Source organism: Bradyrhizobium sp. 930_D9_N1_4, from assembly GCF_052076015.1.
Classification (GTDB): domain Bacteria; phylum Pseudomonadota; class Alphaproteobacteria; order Rhizobiales; family Xanthobacteraceae; genus Bradyrhizobium.
The window spans coordinates 1,774,889-1,794,274 of sequence record NZ_CP197236.1 but is presented as its reverse complement, the minus strand read 5'-3'; the positions used below and the strand labels follow the sequence as shown (position 1 = coordinate 1,794,274).

Sequence of the window (19,386 nt, the reverse complement as noted above, 5' to 3'; positions counted from 1 at the left end):
CCTGAGGTGCGCGCCATGCGGTGCAAGCGCACCGCAAGGCGAGCCTCGAAGGATGGGCCACGGGCTCGCCATCCTTCGAGGCTCGCCGAAGCGGCGAGCACCTCAGGATGACGGATAACGACTACGACCCGCTGCCGAACGTATTGCACGCCTGGACCGTGCCCTGCTGATAGCCGGTCATGAACCATTGCTTGCGTTGCGCCGCCGAGCCGTGGGTGAAGGAGTCGGGCACGACGCGGCCGGTGGCCTGGCGTTGCAGCGTATCGTCGCCGATCGCGCTGGCGGTGGTCAGCGCAGCGTCGATGTCGCCGGGCTCGAGGAAGTTCGGACGCTTCTTCGCCTCGCGGTTGACCCAGACGCCGGACAGGCAGTCGGCCTGCAACTCGACCTTGACCTGGAGCGCGTTGGCCTCGGCCTTGCTGCCGGCCTGCTGCTGCAGCCGCGTCACGCGCGGAATGATGCCGAGCAGGTTCTGGATGTGATGGCCGGCCTCATGCGCGATGATGTAGGCGGTGGTGAAGTTGCAGGCGGACTTGCCGGAGCAGCCGCGGAAGCGCGTCTCGACCTCGCGGAAGAAACCGGTGTCGAGGAAGATGGTGCGGTCCGGCGGGCAGTAGAACGGACCCATCGCCGACTCCGCCCGGCCGCAGCGGCCGCCATTGGTGGCATTGCGGAACAGCACGACCTTCGGGCCGGTATAGTTCTGGCCGCTGGCCTGGAAGATCTCGCTCCAGCGATCGTCGATCTCGCCGAGGATGCCGGCGATCATGCTGCCCATCTCGTCGGTCGGGGCACCGCGCTTGGCGGTCGACGTCGACTGGCGGTCGGTCTGGTAGCTCGGCGCCTGGCCGCCGCCGGTGAGGATCTCGGCGCCGCCGATCAGGATGCGCGGGTCGATGCCGAAGGCATAGCCGACCAGCCCGAGCACGATGATGGTACCGATGCCGAGGCCGCCGCCGCCCATCGGCAGGCCGAACCCGCCGCCTCCGCCACCGCCGCCACCACCATCGTCACGACGATCCTCGACGTCGTCGCTGCGGCGGAAGTCATCGTAGCGCATGGTGGCCTTCCTTTGAGGTCCCGGATTGGCAGAGCCCGGATTGCATTTCGTGGCGCACAACAGTGCGAAAGCTCAACGCGCCACATACGTAAAATTTCCGTTGCCTTTATCAATATCGTGGTCGGCAAAAATTGCCTAGTGCGACGGCATGCCCATGCCAGCAATTTTTTCCGGGGTTGAGCAATTTTTTCCGAGAGAAATTCGGCGCCTTTTTGGAGCCATGATTGCTCGCGCAACGCGACGAAACGCGAAATACACTGAAAAACACGGCGAATGCGGACAGCGAAACGCGCACGACACGCAATGCACGATCTGCTCACCAAAGCGGCGGATTAAGTCGATTTTTACTTTGCCGCTTCATTGTAACGGTCAGTCGGTTGTTTGGTCCCGCGTCGCCGACAGCGTCGCCTGAGTCAGAGTTCGTGAGTCATGGTAGAGTCGCGTCGCGGGGCGTCTGCAAGGGCGCCCCGCACAAATTTCGAGTCCGCTTCGCACAGCATCATCCTCGGTGATTGCGTCGCCGAGATGTCGAAGCTTCAGGCCGGTTCGGTCGACCTCGTGTTCGCCGATCCGCCCTACAATCTTCAGCTCAAGGGCGATCTCAAACGCCCCGACGAATCCCATGTCGACGCCGTCGACGACGACTGGGACAAGTTCGATTCCTTCTCCGCCTATGACGACTTCACCCGCGCCTGGCTGCTTGCCGCCCGCCGCGCCATGAAGCCGTCGGCGACGATCTGGGTGATCGGCTCCTATCACAACATCTTCCGCGTCGGCGCGATCATGCAGGACCTCGGCTTCTGGCTCCTGAACGACATCGTCTGGCGCAAGTCGAACCCGATGCCGAATTTCCGCGGCCGTCGCTTCACCAACGCGCACGAAACGATGATCTGGGCCGCGCGCGACGAAAAGGCCAAAGGCTACACGTTCAACTACGAGGCGCTGAAGGCTGCCAACGAGGACGTGCAGGCACGCTCCGACTGGCTGATCCCGCTCTGCACCGGCGAAGAGCGTCTCAAGGGCGCCGACGGCAAGAAAGTGCATCCGACGCAGAAGCCGGAAGGCCTGCTGGCGCGCGTGCTGCTGTCGTCGTCCAAGCCCGGCGATCTCGTGATCGATCCCTTCAACGGCACCGGCACCACCGGCGCCGTCGCAAAACGCCTCGGCCGCTCCTATATCGGCTTCGAGCGCGACAAGACCTACGCGAAGGCGGCGGAAGCGCGCATCGCCAAGGTCGAACCGCTGCCGGAAGCAAGCCTCGCCCCGTTCATGACCGCGCGCGAAGCGCCTCGCGTGGCGTTCTCCGAGCTGATCGAGCGCGGCATGATCATGCCCGGCGCGAAGCTGTTCGACGCCAAGAAGAAGCTCGGCGCGCTGGTCCGCGCCGACGGCGCCATCATGTTCGGCGACAAGGTCGGCTCGATCCACCGCATGGGCGCCGTGGCGCAAGGCGCGCAGGCCTGCAACGGCTGGACCTTCTGGCATGTCGAGACCAAGAAAGGTCTCAAGCTGATCGACGAGCTCCGCGCCGAGATCCGCGCGGGCATGGGGGCGGCGTAGCCGCTTCACCGGTCTCGCAGGGTGGGCAAAGCGTAGCGTGCCCACCATTTCCGGCGACGAAGAGAAGACGTGGGCACGGCGCTTCGCGCCTTTGCCCACCCTACGGCGCCTTGAACGACGCAAGAGCCAGGACTACATTCGAGCGATCAGTCCCGTCCCGACCGGTCCTCCCATGCGACGACAGTCCGAGACATTGCTGCTGGTGCCGCTGCTGCCGATCTTCCTGCTCGGCATGTTTCCGATGTTCCTGATCGCCCTGCTCGGCTTTTTCGGCCTCGCACTGTTCGGCGTGCTGGTGATCTGCGTCGGGCTCGCCAGCAGCAACGAGGCGCACGACAATTTCAATCACGACGTCATCGTGCATGGTTACGCGCGCGGCTCGGAGCGCAAGGCGCGGGCCTCCGACATGCATCTCGCCGCCCGGCTGGGCTTGCGGCTGGAGGCTGTCGGCGCCGCGATGGTCATTACGGCGGCCGTCGGCCTTTGTTACGCCGGCTGATCTGCGTGGCGCGCAGATACCGCCCGGCAAACTCGCCGGTTGCGCCTCCAAGCCATGTTCGGGCAGAGAGAGCCACGACGCGGCATTCATTCTCCAAAACGGGAATAGGGGAGACAAACATGCTCAAATTCTACTTCAACGGGTCGCCGAACCCGACCAAGGTCGCGCTTTACCTGGAAGAGGCCGGCCTGCCCTTCGAGCCGGTGAAGATCGACACCCGCAAGGGCGATCAGTTCGCGCCGGACTATCTGAAGGTCAATCCGAACGCCAAGGTGCCGGCGATCGACGACAACGGCACGATCGTTTTCGACTCGAATGCCATCCTGCTCTATCTCGCCGAGACGACCGGCAAATTCCTGCCCGCCGCCAATGTGCGCGGCGAGACGCTGTCATGGCTGATGTTCGTCGCCACCGGCGTCGGGCCGTATTCGGGCCAGGCGGTGCACTTCAAGCATTTCGCGCCGAAGGACCAGAACCACGACTACGCTCATAACCGCTACCAGTACGAGACCGATCGCCACTACAGGATTCTCGACGATCACCTCAAGGGCCGCAAATACATGGTCGGCGATGCCTATTCGATCGTCGACATGGCGCTGTGGGGCTGGGCACGGATGGTGCCGTTCAAGCTCGGCGACGACGCCTTTGCGCGCTACCCGAACGTGAAGCGGCTGGTGGACGAGATCTCGGCGCGGCCGGCAGCGGCGCGCGCGATCGCGCTGAAGGACAAGTTCACCTTCAAGGCCGAGATGGACGACGAGGCGCGGGGCAACATGTTCAAGCACATGGCGACCAAGGTCGCCTGATCGCAACCGCGCCGCGATTTGAAAGCCACGCGCATGCGCGTGGCCTTTTGCTTTTATGCGGCGTGGACCGAGTTCAGGAACTTGGCGACTTCCTGCTTCAGGCGGTTGCTGTCTGACGACAGCGAGCGCGCCGCCGACAGCACCTGCGAGGAGGCCGAGCCGGTCTCGGAGGCGCCGCGCTGGACGTCGCCGATATTGGTCGAGACGCGCTGGGTGCCATGGGCCGCCTGCTGGACGTTGCGGGAGATTTCCTGCGTCGCCGCACCCTGCTCTTCCACGGCGGCGGCGACCGCCGAGGAGATTTCCGACAGCCGCTCGATGGTGCCGCTGATCTCCCTGATGGAGCCGACCGACTGCTCGGTCGCGGCCTGGATGCTCGCAATCTGCTGGCCGATCTCGCCGGTCGCCTTCGCGGTCTGCTCGGCCAGCGCCTTCACCTCGGAGGCAACGACCGCAAAGCCGCGGCCGGCTTCGCCCGCGCGCGCGGCCTCGATGGTCGCGTTCAGTGCGAGCAGGTTGGTCTGGCCGGCGATGGTGTTGATCAGCTCGACCACGTCGCCGATGCGCGCAGCCGCCTTGGACAGCTCGCCGACGCGTTCGTTGGTCCGGCTCGCCTGCCCCACGGCGTCCTTGGCGATCCGGGCGGATTCCTGCACCTGGCGGGCGATCTCGCTGACCGAGGAGGACAGCTCCTCGGTGGCCGACGCCACGGCCTGGACGTTGGCGGTCGCTTCCTGCGACGCGGACGCCACTTCGGTGGACAGGTCCTGCGCGCGCGTCGCGGTCGCCGTCAACGTGCCGGCGGACGCCTCGAGCTCGCCCGATGCCGACGACACGGTGTCGACGATCTCGCCGACCGCCTGCTCGAACTGGTCGGCAAGCCGGACCATGTCTTTCTTGCGATCCTCGGCCTGACGTGCCTCGACCTCGACCTGCTCCGAGCGCAGGCGCTCGGTGTCGACCATGTTGGTCTTGAACACCTCGATCGCCTTGGCCATGTCGCCGATCTCGTCGGTCTTGCCACGCCCGGGGATCTCGACCGCGAGATCGCCGCCGGCCAGCAGTCCCATCGCACGCGTCATCGACGTCAGGGGACCGACGATGCTGCGGGCGATCAGGAAGGCGACGACCAGCCCGAACAGGGTGGCAAGACCGCCGGCGATCTCCTGCACGGTCATCGTGCCGTCGATCACGGCTTCGGCCTGGCTGCGCGAATCCTTGTAATCCTTCTTCAGGGTGGTTTCCGCGACCTTGAGCTTGGCGATGCTGTCGACGATGAGCGGCGCGAGGTTCTTGTGATAGATCTCGTCGGCCTGGAGCATCGCCGCCGACGTCGTCTCGAACGCGGATTTGTAAATTCCGAGCGAGGTCTTCACCGGCGCGAGCGTGGCGCGCAATTCCGTTGCCTGCGGGCTCTTCTCGAGCGCCGACAGCCGCTGCGACGCCCGGTCCACATTGGTTCTGAAGTTGGCGGGGCCCTTGACGTCGCGCAGGGCCAGGAAACGCCAGTTCGCGATCTGAACGAGAAGCAGCCGGGATTCGAGGTCCGCGACCAGGGCCGCCGTGTCTTCATCGACGGCCGCACGCGCCACGTCGACCAGCTTGTTCATCTTGACGGTCAACTCGTCGCCGCTCGGCAGCAGCGTTGCCTTGCCTGTCCTGGCCTCGTTGACGGCATCGCCGAGATTGTCACGCAGGCTTTTCATTTTCGCGATGTCGGCGATGAGGTCGTTGTAGAGTCTTTTTCGCTCCTCCGAGGCCGTGCCGTTCGCGCCGACCTTCAGCAGCTCGGTTGCGGCAGCCTCACGCTCGGAGGCCTCCTTCATTGCGGGCTCGCTGGCGTCGTAGATGTAGCGCAGATTGGCCCGCTGAATCGCCTGGAGATGGGTCGAGATCTCCAGCACCCGCGCCGTGCTGTCCGAAAACGCCGAGGCCTTTGCGACCTGGTCCTGGACGGACCGCAAATTCCAGATGGCGACCACCGCCATCACGAGACCAACCGCCACCAAGGCCATGAAGCCTGCGTACAGGCGTCCCCTGATCCGCAAACGAAACTTCGGCATTCCCACTGTCCACCCGGATGCATGTGAATTCGGGTGGGCGAACAAACCCGGCGATCGTCACGGCCACCCCCGGCAGCCGCGCGTCGCACCTTGGGCGACTCACGCTGCACTGCGACACAATGGGGGACACTCGTTAATTGAACCTTCTGATTTTTCGCGCACGTCTCAAGAAGCGCACGCAAAATCTGCTGATCTTCTATGCAGCTGCGCAAAGCTTCGGCGTAACGCCCGCAGCCGCATGCAGCGCGCTGCATGCGATGCCGCAATGAATGTTTATTGGGCGGTCGCCTGCTGCAATTTGCCGAGCGCGTGCTCGACCACTTCCAGCGTGTAGGGCTTCTGGACCACCGGCGCGAACGCCAGCTCTTCCGGAATCGGCGCACGCTCGCCATAGCCGGTTGCGAACATGAAGGGCACGCCGATCTCCTTCAGCCGGTGCGCCACCCTGATGCTGCTCTCATTGCCGAGATTGAGATCGAGCAGTGCAAAGCTCGGCCGCGTCCGCTCGATCGCGCGCAGGGCCTGGTCGACCGACGCAGCCGTGTCGACGTGACGGGCGCCGAGATCGAGCAGGATCACCTCCGCCGCCATGGCGATGATCAGATTGTCCTCGACGATCAGTGCTGTCTCCGAAATCCGGGGGCGGGCGGATTGCTGCTCTTCTACGCGCATGGCGGCTCCTGCGATCGACGGCACCAGCTCGACGAAATTGGGGGGAATGACGAATTTGGCCTGGACGCCCAGCAGGTCGAAGCGGATTTCAGCTTCGCCCTTGAGGTCGAACGGCACCGAGCGCTCGATGATGGTGGTGCCGAACCCGCGGCGCGTCGGCGGCTGCACCGGCGGCCCGCCGGTCTCCTTCCACTCGATCTCGAGGCTCGAATTCGGATCGAGCCGCCAGACCACTTCGACCTGACCGGTAGAATCGGCCAGCGCGCCATATTTGGCGGAATTGGTCATCATCTCGTGCACCACCAGCGCCAGTGTCGCGAACGCCTTGGGATCGAGCGAGACGTCCGGTCCACCCATTTTCACGCGGCCGGCGCGCGCGCCGAGATAGGCGCCCGCCTCGGATTCGAGCAGCGTGCGCAGCGCGACCGGCGCCCAGTTCAGATTGGTGATCTGGTCGTGGGCCCGCGCCAACGCCTGGACACGGCCGCCGAGCACGGCGGCGAATTCGTCCACCGTGGTCGCGGTGTCCTTGCTCTGCGCCACCAGCGCGCGGACAAGGCTCAAGATGTTGCGGACGCGGTGATTGAGCTCGGCAATCATCAGCTCCTGCCGCTCCTGCGCGCCGCGACGCTCGCGCGCGGCAAGGTCGGACAGTTGCAGGATGACCTCGAGCAGCGTGACGCGCAGGCTCTCGGCGATGCGGATGTCGGCCGCCGACCACGGCTTCGACTGGCCCGCCACCGTTTCCTGCCACAGTTCGAAGCTCTTGCGCGGCGTCAGGCGCGGCCCGTTCGGGCCTTCCTCGTAGACCTTCTCGGGCGCCCCCGCCCACGTCACCGAGCGCAGCACCTCGCGCCGGAAGAAGATCAGGCAGTCGCGCGGCGTGCGCGAGATCGGGATGGCGAGGAATCCCGCCGCCCGGTCCCTGAAGGCCTCACCCAAGGCGTAGACCTTGGCGATCTCCGCGCTGGCGCAGATCCGGCCCGGCGAGGTCCGGTTGATGAAGGCAACCAACTCCTTCACCTCGTCCTCGGTCGGGGTCTCGCCGTCGAGCGTGATCTTGTTGTCGGACCAGATCGCCGCGCCGTCGCAGGCGATCATCTTGCGGAAGTCGCCGACGAAATCGACGATCGCGCGCCGGCTGTGCTCATGCGCGGCCGCCGTCTCGATCAGCCGCTCCGTGACCTGATGGGCGCGCGACTCATAGGCGACATCGCCCTCGCGCTCGCGTCCCTCCACGATCCAGGAGAACATCTGGCCGAACAGCTCGGACGCGGTGCGCTTCTCGAACGAGATGTAGCGCGGCGAATAATGATGGCAGGCGAACAGGCCCCAGAGCTTGCCGTCGCGCAGGATCGACACCGACATCGAGGCGCCGACGCCCATGTTGCGCAGGTATTCGATGTGGATCGGCGACACCGCGCGCAGCACGCTCATCGACAGATCGAGCAGTCCCGCATTGTGGGTGGCGACCGACAGCAGCGCGGCCGGCTTCTGGTTGATATCGGCGATGATGCGCAGCCAGTTGCGCTGATAGAGGATGCGCGCCTGTTTGGGGATGTCGGAGGCCGGATAGTGCAGGCCCAGAAATGTCTCGAGGCCGGCTTCGGCTGCTTCGGCGATCACCTCGCCCGAACCGTCCGGGTGAAACTGATAGACCATGACGCGGTCGAAGCCGGTCAGCACCTTGAGCTGCCGTGCCGCCTCGCGGGCGAGCTCGGTCGTGCCGCGCGTCTTGCGAATCCGCTCCAGCATCAGGCGGACGAGCTCGCCGGAATTGACGCCGGGCTCGTTGACGCTGGGCTCCGCCTCGATGACGAGATAGGCGCCGGAGAAGTGGATGGAGAGATCGTAGAGCGGCTTGCCGGCCTGGAGCTCGACGCCGAACAGTCGCTCGGTCGCATCCGGGCCGCTGAGATGATCAACACGGCTGCGAATGGTCTCGATGGCCGCGTCCGAAATAACCCGTGACAGCGGCTGCTGGAGCAGGTCGGCGACGTCAGGGCCGAGAAAGCTGCCGACATTGTCCGACGCCATGCAGATCGTGAAGTCCGACAGCACCGTCAGCAGGAAGCCGAACGGCTGCACGCTGCCGGGAATGTGGATCGGCTCGCGATCGCAATTGGTGAGGTTGACCGCCTCGTTCATGCGCGGTCCGCCGCCTGCTCGAACGCCGCAAAGGCAGCGCGAGCGGCCTCGATCGCCTCGTCCTCGTCGCACGCCTCTTCGTTTTGAAGCTTCGACAGAAAGCTCTGCCAAAGCCGTTGGCCCGCGCCGTGGCTGAGATAGGCCGTGGCCTCACCGATGCGCGGATCGGCCGCGTCGGCGACCGTCTTCATCAGGAATTTGGCCCCGAGCCGGGAGCCCTCCAGCACATACATCGCGCCGAGTACGCCGCTATGGGTCAGCGGCGACACCGATACGGTGTATTGCGTGTCACTGCCGAGGCGTTCGAGATCGGCCGCGATCGCAGCGCTGCGCGACCGTTTGAGCCAGTCCGGAAACATCCTGACAACGCCGGCCTCGACGAGCGCTGCTTCCAGCGGCAGCAGAGCACCCGCGCTGGCCTGAAGAAAGCGGCGATAGCCCGAGAAGACGGTGAGATCGAATGACGACAATTGCGCATCGAGGTCGCGGTGCGCGTGCGCTGTCGCGTCTCTCAATCGTTCGCGGAGTCCCGGAAAGCTGCCGCCCACCACCTGTGTCGAAACGTCAGAAACCCCAGCCAGCATGAAATTCCCAACGCGCATAGCCGGGAGCGCAACTGCCCCGGAAGGCAGATAACACCGGCGGGAAACAAAGGTTCCCGTTGGGAATCGGCAAAAGACGAATAAGAGTGCAATCTGCTCGTGCACCCCCTTTCGTCCGTCAATTTTCGCGTCGTATCATCCATCTTGGGGCGATCGCCCTAAGACAATATAGGAGGAGGACCCATTTGGCGGCTCTCCAAAAGGAGCGAGAGAAATGACCGTCGCCGTTGCTGCTTTCAGTCCTTCAAAAGGCAAGGAAATCGTAACCATTTCTGATGCCCGCCTTTCATATGGCGAAGCCATTCCGGCCGCTGACGATGCGACGATGAAAAACAAAAAAATTGCCGGGAAATGGGCGATGATGTTCGCCGCGAGTGATGCGACGGCGTTCGATCCGGTCATTGATGCGACCATAGACACTCTGCAAAGTCTGAAGCACGATGAAAAAACAGAATACGAAGATCGTAATTTCGATACCGCCGTCGTCATGGACGCTGCGCGGCAGGCCTATGAGAAAGAATTCTCCTCCCGCTTTTTCCGAGACAAGCTCGCCAGATTCGGATTTTTAGATATCGCTGAATTTCGTCGAACGGGCTACGAGGAAATGGGAAAGGATTTATATCATGAGTACTCGATGGAGTTGGCGAGGTTTGACCTTGGCCTTGAACTGCTGATTTACGGATTCGACGGGCACGGCCGCAGATCAATCTTTGAAGTGGCAAATCCGGGCAAGGTAATTAATCACTCCTTGCGAGGCTACGCAGCCATTGGAAGCGGCTCGTTAATGGCACTTGCCGCTCTGAATAAAAAGCCACTCGGAAATTCTTTAGCGGACACGATCTATCGCATTTTCGATGCAAAGTTCTCTTCAGAAACCGCGCGCGACGTTGGACAAAAGACACACGTCATTTCGCTAGCAAAAAACGGGAAGAACGGATTTCTGACCGACGATGAAGTGGAAGACGTTCACAATATCTGGCTGAAGGAATTGGCCCGACCTCATCCAAGGGCCGCGATCAGCTTGATCAAGAAATCCGATCTCGTAACAGCCATCTCTCAGAAGAGACCGAGGGCAAAAAAATAACTCGCCAAAAGCAAGAGCGACTTAGTCGCCGCCGCGCTAGCATGCGGCGACTGTTGGGACACGATAGCAATTTCTGTCAGCAGCCGGCTCCCGCCACTCTTTGGGGAAACGGACCAAGCGCCTTCTCGGTCAGGATGGAGTCGCAGTACTCCCGGATCTCCTTGATCTTGCCGTCCTCGATCCGGAACACCAGGCAATAATCGTTGTCGTAGCGCACGCCCTCGGGCGTGACGTTGTCACCCTTGGCCTCCACCACGACGGTATCGCCATCGGCGATGAAGCGGTGGGCGACCGTGCGCGTGCGGTCGACCAGGCGGGTCCGCACATAGGCATGCAAATCGTTGAGGATCGACTGCTTGCCGGTGAAGGTGCGGGACCAGGAATACTGGCCGGTGACGACCCATCTGGCATCGTCGGCAAGGCTTGCGGTGAACAGGGAACGGTCGCGCGCGGCCGGATCGGGATCGGCGGCAGCGGCGAAAATGTCCTGCATCAGTTTCTTGTTGGCGCTCGCGCTCATGGCGGCATCTCCGTGTGGTGGCAACATTGAGATGATCGCGGCGCAAGAACAATTCTTCAAATCGATAGTGAATATGATATCTATTCGCCTCATGAATTTGAATTCGCTCGACCTCAACCTCCTGACGGCGCTCGACGCGTTGTTGCGCGAGGCCAATGTCAGCCGCGCGGCCTTGCGGATCGGCCTGTCGCAGCCGGCCGCGAGCCACGCGCTCCAGCGCCTGCGCGACATTTTTGGCGATCCGCTGCTGGTGCGCACCGGTGTGCGAATGGAGCTGACGCCCCGGGCGCAAGGGTTACGCGCGCCGCTGGCGCAGGCGCTCGACCAGGTGCGCGGGCTATTCGTGCGCGATGAGTTCGACGCCGCGCGCAGCGAGCGGCAATTCCGCCTGATGATGCCGGATCTCGCGGTCGAGCTGCTGATGCCGCCGTTGATGGCGAAGGTGACGCAGGCCGCGCCCAATGTCCGCATCGACATCGTGCCGTGGCGGGGGCCGGCGATCTTCCACGCCGAGTTCGCCCGCACCATCGATCTCGTGATCTCGATCGGCAATGCCTTCAAGGGCTTTCACCGGCAATTGCTCTACACCGATGCCGATGCACTGGCGGTGCGGCGCGGCCATCCGCAGGCTACGAAGCTGAAGCGACGGGAAACGTTTCTGGCCGCACGCCACGTCGGCGTGATCATCCGCGGCCAGCCCGAGGACCTGATCGACACCTGGCTGCGCGCCAAAGGCATCGAGCGGCACATTTCGCTGGTGGTGTCAGGCTATCTCGAAGCGCTGCACGTCGCCGCCCGCACCGACCTCGTCGCCTTCGTGCCGCGCCGGCTGATCGCAGCGCTGTCGAAGCAGCTTGGCCTCGTCGCGGTGGCGCCGCCGCTCGACCCGGGGGTCGACGAGCAGTTCATGTTCCATCCGACCCGGGCGCAGATGGACCCGGGGTCGATCTGGCTACGGCGGCTGATGCTGGAGACGGGGCGGGAGTTGGAGCAAGCCAAGCGCAAACTGCCGTAGGGTGGGCAAAGCGAAGCGTGCCCACCACCTGCCGCCGACGGAGAAGATCGTGGGCACGGCGCTTCGCGCCTTTGCCCACCCTACGAAAGCCCCGCCCTTACGCTTTCTGCGCGTCCATCACCTTGCGCACAGCGGGGCGATCCGACATGCGCTTGAAATGGTCGGCGATCTTCGGCGTGGCGTTGATGTCGACGCTGTCGCCTTCGAGCCAGGTCGAGAGGGTGTAGAGATAGGGATCGCAGATCGTGAACTGGTCGCCCATGACCCAAGGGCCTTTGTACATCTTCTGCTCGATCAGGGCGAAGCAGGCGCCCATGGTCTTCGGGATCATCGCCTTCATGTCGGCGAACGAGCTTGCCTCCGTCGCCCAGCGCGCGCCGCGCATCTTGTGGGCATGGTTGATGTGCAAGGTCGAGCAGAGATAGGAGTTGAACGACTGCACCTGGGCGAAGTCGAAGGGATCGTCCAGCGGCGCGAGCTTCGCCTTGGGGAAGGTCTGCGCGAGATAGGCCAGCATCGCCGGCGTCTCGGTCAGCACGCCGCGATCGGTCACCAGCGCGGGCACCCGGCCCTTCGGGTTGATGGCGAGATAATCCGGGCTGTTCTGCTGGTTGTCCTTGAAGCTCAGCCGCTCGGCCGCGTAGTCGGCGCCGGCCTCTTCCAGGGTGATGTAGGTGGCAAGCGCGCAGGTGCCGGTGGCGTAGTAGAGCTTGAGCATGTCGGACCTCATGGGAAAGCTGGAAATTAACTTCTGTCGTCCCCGAGGTCCATAGCACGACTTTCTCCTTCGCAGTTGCCCACCGCCGCCCGCCTGTGCCAAGACGCCCGGAATTGGAGGGGAATTGTCATGACCGTACTCATCGCCGGCGGCGGCATCGGCGGGCTGACGCTTGCGCTCAGCCTGCACGGAATCGGCGTTCCCGTGAAAGTGTTCGAGAGCGTTGCGGAGCTGAAGCCGCTCGGCGTCGGCATCAACGTGCTGCCGCATGCGGTACGCGAGCTGATCGAGCTCGGGCTGATGGACAGACTGGACGCCAGCGGCGTGCGGACCCGCGAGCTCGCCTATTTCTCCAAGCACGGCAAGCCGATCTGGAGCGAGCCGCGCGGGCTGGAAGCCGGCTACAAATGGCCGCAATTCTCGATCCATCGCGGCACGCTGCAACAATTGCTGCTCGACACCGCGATCGAGCGGCTCGGCCGGGACAACATCCTGACCAGCCACCATCTGACCGGCTGGACCGAGACGGCCGACGGCGTGCGCGCCGACTTCATCGACCGGGCGACCGGCAAGGCCGCGGGGACCTACGACGGCGCGATCATGATCGCCGCCGACGGCATTCATTCCGCCGCGCGAGAAAAGCTCTATCCCGACGAAGGGCCGCCGATCTGGAACGGCCGCATCCTCTGGCGCGGCGTCACCCCGTCAAAAGCCTTCCTCACCGGCCGCACCATGATCATGGCGGGCCACGAGATCCTGAAATTCGTCTGCTATCCGATCTCGAAAGAGCCGGATGCTGCGGGCAACCATCTGATCAACTGGGTCGCCGAGCGGCATATGCCGCCGACCTATCAGTGGCGCCGTGAGGACTATAACCGCACTGCGTGGCTGGAGGAGTTTCTGCCCTGGTTCGAGAGCTGGCAGTTCGACTGGCTGGACGTGCCCGGCCTGATCAAGAACTGCCCGCACGCCTACGAATATCCGCTGGTCGACCGCGATCCGGTGGGGCAATGGACCTTCGGCAAGGTCACGCTGATGGGCGACGCCGCACACCCGATGTATCCGATCGGCTCCAACGGCGCCTCGCAAGCGATCCTCGATGCCCGCACCATCACCCGTGAAATCCTCGCGCACGGCCCAACGCAGGCGGCGCTGCTCGCCTACGAAGCCGAGCGCCGGCCCGCGACCACCGACCTCGTCCTGCTCAACCGCAAGAACGGTCCCGAGCAGGTGATGCAGCTCGTCGAGGAGCGCGCGCCGGATGGTTACAAGGTTGTCACCGATGTGCTCTCGCAGAAGGAGCTGGAGGACATTGCCGCGAACTACAAGCGCGTGGCGGGATTCCAGGTCGAAGCGCTGAACGCGAAGCCTGCGATCGTGAGTAAAGATGCGAGGCGCGTGGGAGCGTAAGCTCTCGCACGAAGCGGGATGCGCATGAATGCGCCCTCGCCCCTTGCGGGAGAGGGCAGCGACGCCGGTAGATACGAGCTGACTTGGGTGAGGGGTTCTGTCCGCGAGTCCAACTCGCATTCGAACTCGCGGAGAGAACCCCTCATCCGGCGCCATAGCCGAAGCTCCGCTTCGGCGTTCTTAGGAACGGCGGCCAAAGGCCAGCTTATTTACCCAGCACCCTCGCTGCCTCCAGCAGCCGCTCGCTTGCACTCGCCGTTGCCAGCACCGTCCCGTCCTCCGACATCAGCTTGGCTTCGACGAACCCGATGGTCTTGCCGAGCTGCGTCACCCTCGCCTCGCCGATGATCGGTCCGGGCTTTGCCGGCGCCAAAAAATTCACGGTCATGCTGATGGTGGTGGTGTAGAGCCGGCCCTCGGTCATCACCAACACCGCCGGCCCCATGGTATCGTCGAGCATGGCCGAGAGCATGCCGCCCTGGATGAAGCCGGCGGGGTTGCAGAACTCCGGCTTGCCTACGAAGCCGAGCTTGATCCAGCCTTCCTCCGGGCGGGCATCGAGCAGTTGCCAGCCGAGCAGTTCGGCACAGGGCGGCCTCTTGAAGTTGTCGAGCGCAGTCTTGACCATGCGAGCCTCCGTTATCGGCAACAGATAGCGTAAAGCTGCTGCCAGCTTGATGTCAGCAGGCGACGCGCCGCAGTGCAATAATCCAGGGAACTACGGAAATATCCGGAGATTCCTGGACCTTTAAGGCCGTTTCAACCACGCGACTTCACGACCGATTCAATACGATCCAATTGGGCAATCCGCCGGTAAGCGGTTGGAAGTTAGGACATGGCATGAGCGAAGGTGACACCGGAGCTTTCCATGCGCACCCTCTTCCAGCAGGCAGCCAACCGCCTGCACGCGATCGAAGACCATCTGACGGTACGGACGCAGATCGCCGCGGCCGTGGCCGCCATGTCCATCGTTCTCGTGGGTACGCTGGCAGCCGGCGCAGCGCTCATCAGCTACCGAAACACCGCAGCCCTGATCGAGAACAGCCTCACCGGAACCGCCTCCACGGCCTCCGGCCGGCTCGATCGCTTCATGGCGACGCGCCAGCAGGAGATGAAGCTGTTCGCGGAGCTGCAGCCGATGCAAACGCAGTGGCAGGGTGATCCGGCCGCCTTGCGCAGTTCGCTGGAGAACCTCCAGCGGTCATTCACCGAATTCGCCTGGATTGGTTTCGCCGACGTAAACGGCAATGTGCTCGCCGCCACCGGCGGCTTGCTGCAAGGCAAGTCCGTGGCCGCACGTCCCTGGTTCAAGCAAGGCCTGGAGAAGGTCGCCGTCGGCGACGTCCATGAGGCCGTGTTGCTGTCATCGCTGCTGACTCAGCGCGCGAACAACGAGCCCTACCGCTTCGTCGACATCGCCGTTCCCGTGCGTGACACCAACGGCGATGTGCTCGGCGTGCTCGGCGGTCACCTGAACTGGGATTGGGCGAGCAGTCTGATCAAGGACGTCGAGGCCAACGATGGCAACGCCGACGCAACGTTGTCGATCCTCAGCAAGGGCGGCATGGTCCTGGTGGGCCACCAGAAAGAGACCATCCGATATCGCGGCGACGAGCTCGCGGGCATCGTGAAGGCCGGCGCCGGCACGTTCCGGGAAATCGAGGGCGGCGAGCAGATGCTGACGGCCTTCCATGTCGGCACAGGCCATCGCGATTATCAGGGCCTGAACTGGATCGTCACCGCGACCCAGCCGGCGAACGTGGCGCTCAAGGCCGCGATCTCCTCGGCGCAGATGATTCTGGCGATCGGCGCGGCGACCGCGCTGATCGCGCTGTCGCTGGCCGTGCTGGTCTCGCGGCGGATCGCAGCACCGATCATCGCCCTCACGCAGGAAGCCGACCGCATCGGACGCGCCCACGGCCCGACCATGCTGGCGCGGCAGAGCGGCTCGGTCGAGGTGGTGCAGCTCTCGCGCGCACTGCGCTCACTGCTCCGCCGCATCGGCCTCGCCGAAGAGCGCACCAAGGAAGCCGAGTTGCGCGCGAGCGAGAATGCGATGCAGCTCCAGGAGGATATGCTGAAGCTGCGCCAGCTCGCCGACACCGATTTCATGACCGGCCTGATGAACCGCCGCTCCTTCCTCGCCGTCGCCGACGATGCCGTCGCGTATTGCCGCCGCTACAAGCGCAACATGGCGACGCTGATGATCGACATCGACCACTTCAAGAAGATCAACGACACCCACGGCCATGCCGCCGGCGACGATGCGATCAAGAGCATTGCCGAGATCATCAGCCAGTCGATCCGGACCACCGACAAGGCCGCCCGCTTCGGCGGCGAGGAGTTCGTGGTGCTGTTGCGTGAGATCGACCAGGAGACCGCCGTGCTGCTCGCCGACCGCATCCGGGCATCGATCGAGAGCGCGACGGTGCGTCATGGCGACGTCGTCATCCCCATCACCGTCTCGGTCGGGCTCGCACTGTTCGACGAGAGCGACCGCGACGTACAGGATGTCATCGAACGCGCCGACCAGGGCCTCTATGTCGCCAAGAAAACCGGACGCAACCGCACCTTCCTGATGCCGGCGGAGGACGAGCGCGCCGCGCGCGCCGCCTGAGCCATCAGTCCAGCGCGTGCGCGATCACCTTGCGCATGACGTTGGGGAGTGCCTCGTCGGCCAGCGTCGCGATCGGCACCCAGCGCATCCCCTCGGGGGCGCGGGTGCGCATCTCGGCCTTGGCCGTGTAGACCACCAGCTCCAGCGGGAAATGCGTGAAGACGTGGGTGACGACGCCCACCTTGCGCTGCCAGCGTGACAATCCCTTCAGCGCGGGCGCCTGCTGCTTCGCTGTCGCGTCCTCTTGTCCGGCCAGCCAGTTCGAGCCCGGCACTTCGGTCATGCCCCCGAGCAGGCCCTTCTCAGGCCTCGAGCGGACGAGCAGTTCGTCGCCGCGCGTGACGACGAAGGCGGCGCCGCGCCGCAATGTCCCGCTCTTCTTCGGCGCCTTGCGCGGAAACGTCTCCTGCGTGCCCTGCATACGCGCCGTGCAGTCCTCGTTGAGCGGGCAGAGCGAGCAGGCCGGCTTCTTCGGCGTGCAGATCGAGGAGCCGAGATCCATCAGCGCCTGCGCGCTGTCACCGGCACGCGCATTCGCGAGCAGCGTCGCCGCCAGTTGCTGGATCAGTGGCTTTGCCTGCGGGAGCTCGTCTTCGACGGCAAAGAGCCGCGACACCACGCGTTCGATATTGCCGTCGACCGGCATGGTGTGGCGGTCGAACGCGATCGCCGCGATCGCCGCCGCCGTATAGGGCCCGATGCCCGGCAGCGCGCGCAGCCCCTCTTCGGTATCGGGAAAGGCGCCGCCATGCTCGCGTGTCACCGCGACCGCGCAGGCATAGAGATTGCGCGCACGCGAATAATAGCCGAGCCCGGCCCACATCCGCAGCACATCATCCTGCGAGGCGCTCCCGAGCGCTATAACGTCAGGCCAGCGCGCCACGAATTTTTCGAAATAAGGCCCGACCGCCTTCACCGTGGTCTGCTGGAGCATGATCTCCGACAGCCAGACGCGGTAGGGGTCCGATATCTCGCCGGGCATCGCGCGCCAGGGCAGACGGCGGCGGTGGCGGTCGTACCAGGCGAGCAGCAATGTGGGGCGAGCCGAACCTGCCGACTGAACTGGTTTCGACTTGGCCTTCAGCGCGGTTTTGGGGCTCATGCGCTCACTGTAGCGATGTCACGCCGATCTCTCCACGTCATGCCCGCGCTCGTCGCGGGCATCCACGTCTTTCTTCGCGAAAGAACGTGGATGGCCGGGACATAGGCGAACGCAAGCGACGCCGTCCTTCGGACGGCTATGCCCGGCCATGACGGCGAAGAACCTGTGGCTGGCGCCTCGAAGTGCTATAAAGCGCCCATGCCCAAGCTTCCTCCCATCTACAAACCCGGTCCCATCAGTGCGAAGCCGCTGGCGCTGCTGCTCGACGACGTCTTTGCCGAGGCCTATGCCAAGCAGGGCTTTGCCGCGCGTGAGCTGGTGACGCGGTGGGCGCAGATCGCCGGGCCGGAGATTGCGGCGCATGCCGAGCCGCTCAAGATGCAATGGCCGCGCCCCGTGGAGGGCCAGCCGCAGGAACCGGCGACCCTGGTGCTGCGGGTCGAGGGACCGATGGCGCTGGAGATCCAGCACTCCGCGGACGTCATCCTGGAGCGGGTCAACCGCTTCTTCGGCTGGAGCGCGGTCGGCAAGCTGGCCTTCCGCCAGGCGCCCCTGTCGCGCGCCCGCAAGCCGGTCCGTCCGGGGCCGCCGGACCCCAAGAGCATCGCCAAGGTGGCGGAAGGCCTGGGGGATATCGAAGATGAACAATTAAAGACGGCGCTGGCGCGCCTCGGGGCCGCCATCAAGCGAAATTGAGCCCCATTCCCGGGCTAATCTGGACCCGTTCCTGCCGCTCGCCATTGCCTCAAACCACGTTTCAAGCTAGCGACAGGCCGCCCAATGGGAACCTCGACAAGGACCTTGGGGCGAGACCACGCCAATTCGGGAGCCGACCTTGATCATCACCCGCCGCGCCTTCACCACGATGCTGTCGCTGACCGGGCTTGCCGCGGTCGCCGGGTTCTCCCCACTGCGTTTCGTTTCGGACGCAATGGCTCAGGCGGCTGGCGACGTCGCCAAGCCCGTGTCACTGCCCGACATGATGCTGGGGTCGAAGGACGCCGCCGTCACCATCACCGAATACGCCTCGATGACCTGCCCGCATTGCGCGGCGTTCAACGAGCAGGTGTTCCCCAAGATCAAGTCGGAATACATCGACACCGGCAAGGTGCGTTACATCTTCCGCGAGTTCCCGCTCGACATCAAAGCCGCCGCCGGCTCGATGCTGTCGCGCTGCATCGCCAAGGACGACGCGCCGAAATACTTCGCCGTCACCGACATGCTGTTCCGCCAGCAGAACGACTGGGTGATGAAGAACACCACCGAAACGCTGACCCGGATCGGCAAGCAGGCCGGTCTCACCCAGCAGCAGGTCGAGGCCTGCCTGAAGGACCAGGCGCTGCTCGACAAGATCGCCGCCGACCAGAAATATGCCAGCGACGTGTTGAAGGTGGATTCGACGCCGACCTTCTTCATCAACGGCGAGAAGATCAAGGGCGAGACCTCGTTCGAGGAATTCGCCAAGAAGATCAATCCGCTGCTGAAGAGCTGATTCGCTCGTCAAGATTCT

18 protein-coding genes are annotated in these 19,386 nt (G+C 64.2%); 10 read left to right on the top strand and 8 right to left on the bottom strand.

Annotated features, from left to right (window positions below; all coding sequences use genetic code 11):
* Positions 1–121 precede the first annotated feature (121 nt).
* On the bottom strand, positions 122–1,060 hold the full coding sequence (gene ypfJ, locus AB7532_RS08325) for a KPN_02809 family neutral zinc metallopeptidase (protein WP_441234319.1): 939 nt from the start codon (positions 1,058–1,060) through the stop codon (positions 122–124).
* A 429-nt stretch (positions 1,061–1,489) separates the two neighbouring features.
* Here ypfJ and AB7532_RS08320 point away from each other — a divergent pair, with 429 nt between their 5' ends.
* The 3 genes from AB7532_RS08320 (at position 1,490) to AB7532_RS08310 (ending at position 3,925) form a co-directional block, all read left to right on the top strand.
* A complete protein-coding gene (locus tag AB7532_RS08320) occupies positions 1,490–2,620 on the top strand; it encodes a site-specific DNA-methyltransferase (RefSeq protein ID WP_441234318.1) in 1,131 nt (376 codons plus the stop codon).
* Between the two features lie 172 nt (positions 2,621–2,792).
* Entirely contained in the window at positions 2,793–3,119 is a 327-nt protein-coding gene (locus AB7532_RS08315) for a hypothetical protein (protein WP_441234317.1), read from the top strand.
* Positions 3,120–3,238: 119 nt separating this feature from the next.
* On the top strand, positions 3,239–3,925 hold the full coding sequence (locus AB7532_RS08310; RefSeq protein WP_441234316.1) for a glutathione S-transferase family protein: 687 nt from the start codon (positions 3,239–3,241) through the stop codon (positions 3,923–3,925).
* A gap of 53 nt (positions 3,926–3,978) precedes the next feature.
* On the opposite strand, the gene AB7532_RS08305 is transcribed toward AB7532_RS08310, so the two are convergent.
* A complete protein-coding gene (locus AB7532_RS08305; protein WP_441234315.1) occupies positions 3,979–5,988 on the bottom strand; it encodes a methyl-accepting chemotaxis protein in 2,010 nt (669 codons plus the stop codon).
* Between the two features lie 137 nt (positions 5,989–6,125).
* On the opposite strand from AB7532_RS08305, the gene AB7532_RS08300 reads away from it, so the two are divergent.
* On the top strand, positions 6,126–6,257 hold the full coding sequence (locus AB7532_RS08300; RefSeq protein ID WP_441234314.1) for a hypothetical protein: 132 nt from the start codon (positions 6,126–6,128) through the stop codon (positions 6,255–6,257).
* A gap of 4 nt (positions 6,258–6,261) precedes the next feature.
* Here the strand turns inward: AB7532_RS08300 and AB7532_RS08295 are convergent, their stop codons facing one another.
* A complete protein-coding gene (locus tag AB7532_RS08295; RefSeq protein WP_441234313.1) occupies positions 6,262–8,808 on the bottom strand; it encodes an HWE histidine kinase domain-containing protein in 2,547 nt (848 codons plus the stop codon).
* Positions 8,805–9,392 (bottom strand): biliverdin-producing heme oxygenase, encoded by a 588-nt coding sequence (locus AB7532_RS08290; protein WP_441239215.1) that lies wholly within the window; start codon positions 9,390–9,392, stop codon positions 8,805–8,807. Before AB7532_RS08290 ends, AB7532_RS08295 begins: the two co-directional genes overlap by 4 nt.
* Positions 9,393–9,624: 232 nt before the next feature.
* On the opposite strand from AB7532_RS08290, the gene AB7532_RS08285 reads away from it, so the two are divergent.
* Positions 9,625–10,494 (top strand): hypothetical protein, encoded by an 870-nt coding sequence (locus tag AB7532_RS08285; protein WP_441234312.1) that lies wholly within the window; start codon positions 9,625–9,627, stop codon positions 10,492–10,494.
* 76 nt (positions 10,495–10,570) lie between these two features.
* On the opposite strand, the gene AB7532_RS08280 is transcribed toward AB7532_RS08285, so the two are convergent.
* Positions 10,571–11,014, bottom strand: coding sequence for a nuclear transport factor 2 family protein (locus tag AB7532_RS08280; RefSeq protein WP_441234311.1), 444 nt, complete (start codon positions 11,012–11,014; stop codon positions 10,571–10,573).
* A gap of 91 nt (positions 11,015–11,105) precedes the next feature.
* Between AB7532_RS08280 and AB7532_RS08275 the strand changes: the two genes are divergently transcribed.
* Positions 11,106–12,029 carry a LysR family transcriptional regulator gene (locus AB7532_RS08275; protein WP_441234310.1) on the top strand — a complete coding sequence of 308 codons (924 nt, stop codon included), beginning with the start codon at positions 11,106–11,108 and terminating at the stop codon, positions 12,027–12,029.
* A 97-nt stretch (positions 12,030–12,126) separates the two neighbouring features.
* On the opposite strand, the gene AB7532_RS08270 is transcribed toward AB7532_RS08275, so the two are convergent.
* A complete protein-coding gene (locus AB7532_RS08270; protein ID WP_441234309.1) occupies positions 12,127–12,747 on the bottom strand; it encodes a glutathione S-transferase family protein in 621 nt (206 codons plus the stop codon).
* Positions 12,748–12,876: 129 nt separating this feature from the next.
* On the opposite strand from AB7532_RS08270, the gene AB7532_RS08265 reads away from it, so the two are divergent.
* Positions 12,877–14,157, top strand: a complete 1,281-nt coding sequence (locus tag AB7532_RS08265) for a flavin-dependent oxidoreductase (RefSeq protein ID WP_441234308.1) — start codon at positions 12,877–12,879, stop codon at positions 14,155–14,157.
* Between the two features lie 205 nt (positions 14,158–14,362).
* Here the strand turns inward: AB7532_RS08265 and AB7532_RS08260 are convergent, their stop codons facing one another.
* Positions 14,363–14,785, bottom strand: a complete 423-nt coding sequence (locus tag AB7532_RS08260; RefSeq protein WP_441234307.1) for a PaaI family thioesterase — start codon at positions 14,783–14,785, stop codon at positions 14,363–14,365.
* A gap of 240 nt (positions 14,786–15,025) precedes the next feature.
* Here AB7532_RS08260 and AB7532_RS08255 point away from each other — a divergent pair, with 240 nt between their 5' ends.
* A complete protein-coding gene (locus tag AB7532_RS08255; protein WP_441234306.1) occupies positions 15,026–16,774 on the top strand; it encodes a sensor domain-containing diguanylate cyclase in 1,749 nt (582 codons plus the stop codon).
* 4 nt (positions 16,775–16,778) lie between these two features.
* On the opposite strand, the gene mutY is transcribed toward AB7532_RS08255, so the two are convergent.
* Positions 16,779–17,876 carry an A/G-specific adenine glycosylase gene (gene mutY / locus AB7532_RS08250; RefSeq protein WP_441234305.1) on the bottom strand — a complete coding sequence of 366 codons (1,098 nt, stop codon included), beginning with the start codon at positions 17,874–17,876 and terminating at the stop codon, positions 16,779–16,781.
* A gap of 198 nt (positions 17,877–18,074) precedes the next feature.
* Here mutY and AB7532_RS08245 point away from each other — a divergent pair, with 198 nt between their 5' ends.
* Together AB7532_RS08245 and AB7532_RS08240 are read left to right on the top strand one after the other, a co-directional pair.
* Positions 18,075–18,572 carry a DUF721 domain-containing protein gene (locus tag AB7532_RS08245; protein WP_441234304.1) on the top strand — a complete coding sequence of 166 codons (498 nt, stop codon included), beginning with the start codon at positions 18,075–18,077 and terminating at the stop codon, positions 18,570–18,572.
* 139 nt (positions 18,573–18,711) lie between these two features.
* Positions 18,712–19,368: a DsbA family protein gene (locus AB7532_RS08240; protein ID WP_441234303.1), complete on the top strand. Its 657-nt coding sequence runs from the start codon at positions 18,712–18,714 to the stop codon at positions 19,366–19,368.
* Positions 19,369–19,386 lie beyond the last annotated feature (18 nt).

What these genes read in the sequence shown, in the direction of transcription:
- AB7532_RS08270 (WP_441234309.1), bottom strand. Translation starts at nt 12,747, where the DNA reads ATGCTCAAGCTCTACTACGCCACCGGCACCTGCGCGCTTGCCACCTAC.
- AB7532_RS08260 (WP_441234307.1), bottom strand. Translation starts at nt 14,785, where the DNA reads ATGGTCAAGACTGCGCTCGACAACTTCAAGAGGCCGCCCTGTGCCGAA.
- AB7532_RS08295 (WP_441234313.1), bottom strand. Translation starts at nt 8,808, where the DNA reads ATGAACGAGGCGGTCAACCTCACCAATTGCGATCGCGAGCCGATCCAC.
- AB7532_RS08320 (WP_441234318.1), top strand. Translation starts at nt 1,490, where the DNA reads ATGGTAGAGTCGCGTCGCGGGGCGTCTGCAAGGGCGCCCCGCACAAAT.
- AB7532_RS08290 (WP_441239215.1), bottom strand. Translation starts at nt 9,392, where the DNA reads ATGCTGGCTGGGGTTTCTGACGTTTCGACACAGGTGGTGGGCGGCAGC.
- mutY (WP_441234305.1), bottom strand. Translation starts at nt 17,876, where the DNA reads ATGAGCCCCAAAACCGCGCTGAAGGCCAAGTCGAAACCAGTTCAGTCG.
- AB7532_RS08310 (WP_441234316.1), top strand. Translation starts at nt 3,239, where the DNA reads ATGCTCAAATTCTACTTCAACGGGTCGCCGAACCCGACCAAGGTCGCG.
- AB7532_RS08275 (WP_441234310.1), top strand. Translation starts at nt 11,106, where the DNA reads ATGAATTTGAATTCGCTCGACCTCAACCTCCTGACGGCGCTCGACGCG.
- AB7532_RS08315 (WP_441234317.1), top strand. Translation starts at nt 2,793, where the DNA reads ATGCGACGACAGTCCGAGACATTGCTGCTGGTGCCGCTGCTGCCGATC.
- AB7532_RS08280 (WP_441234311.1), bottom strand. Translation starts at nt 11,014, where the DNA reads ATGAGCGCGAGCGCCAACAAGAAACTGATGCAGGACATTTTCGCCGCT.
- AB7532_RS08245 (WP_441234304.1), top strand. Translation starts at nt 18,075, where the DNA reads ATGCCCAAGCTTCCTCCCATCTACAAACCCGGTCCCATCAGTGCGAAG.
- AB7532_RS08265 (WP_441234308.1), top strand. Translation starts at nt 12,877, where the DNA reads ATGACCGTACTCATCGCCGGCGGCGGCATCGGCGGGCTGACGCTTGCG.
- ypfJ (WP_441234319.1), bottom strand. Translation starts at nt 1,060, where the DNA reads ATGCGCTACGATGACTTCCGCCGCAGCGACGACGTCGAGGATCGTCGT.
- AB7532_RS08305 (WP_441234315.1), bottom strand. Translation starts at nt 5,988, where the DNA reads ATGCCGAAGTTTCGTTTGCGGATCAGGGGACGCCTGTACGCAGGCTTC.
- AB7532_RS08255 (WP_441234306.1), top strand. Translation starts at nt 15,026, where the DNA reads ATGCGCACCCTCTTCCAGCAGGCAGCCAACCGCCTGCACGCGATCGAA.
- AB7532_RS08285 (WP_441234312.1), top strand. Translation starts at nt 9,625, where the DNA reads ATGACCGTCGCCGTTGCTGCTTTCAGTCCTTCAAAAGGCAAGGAAATC.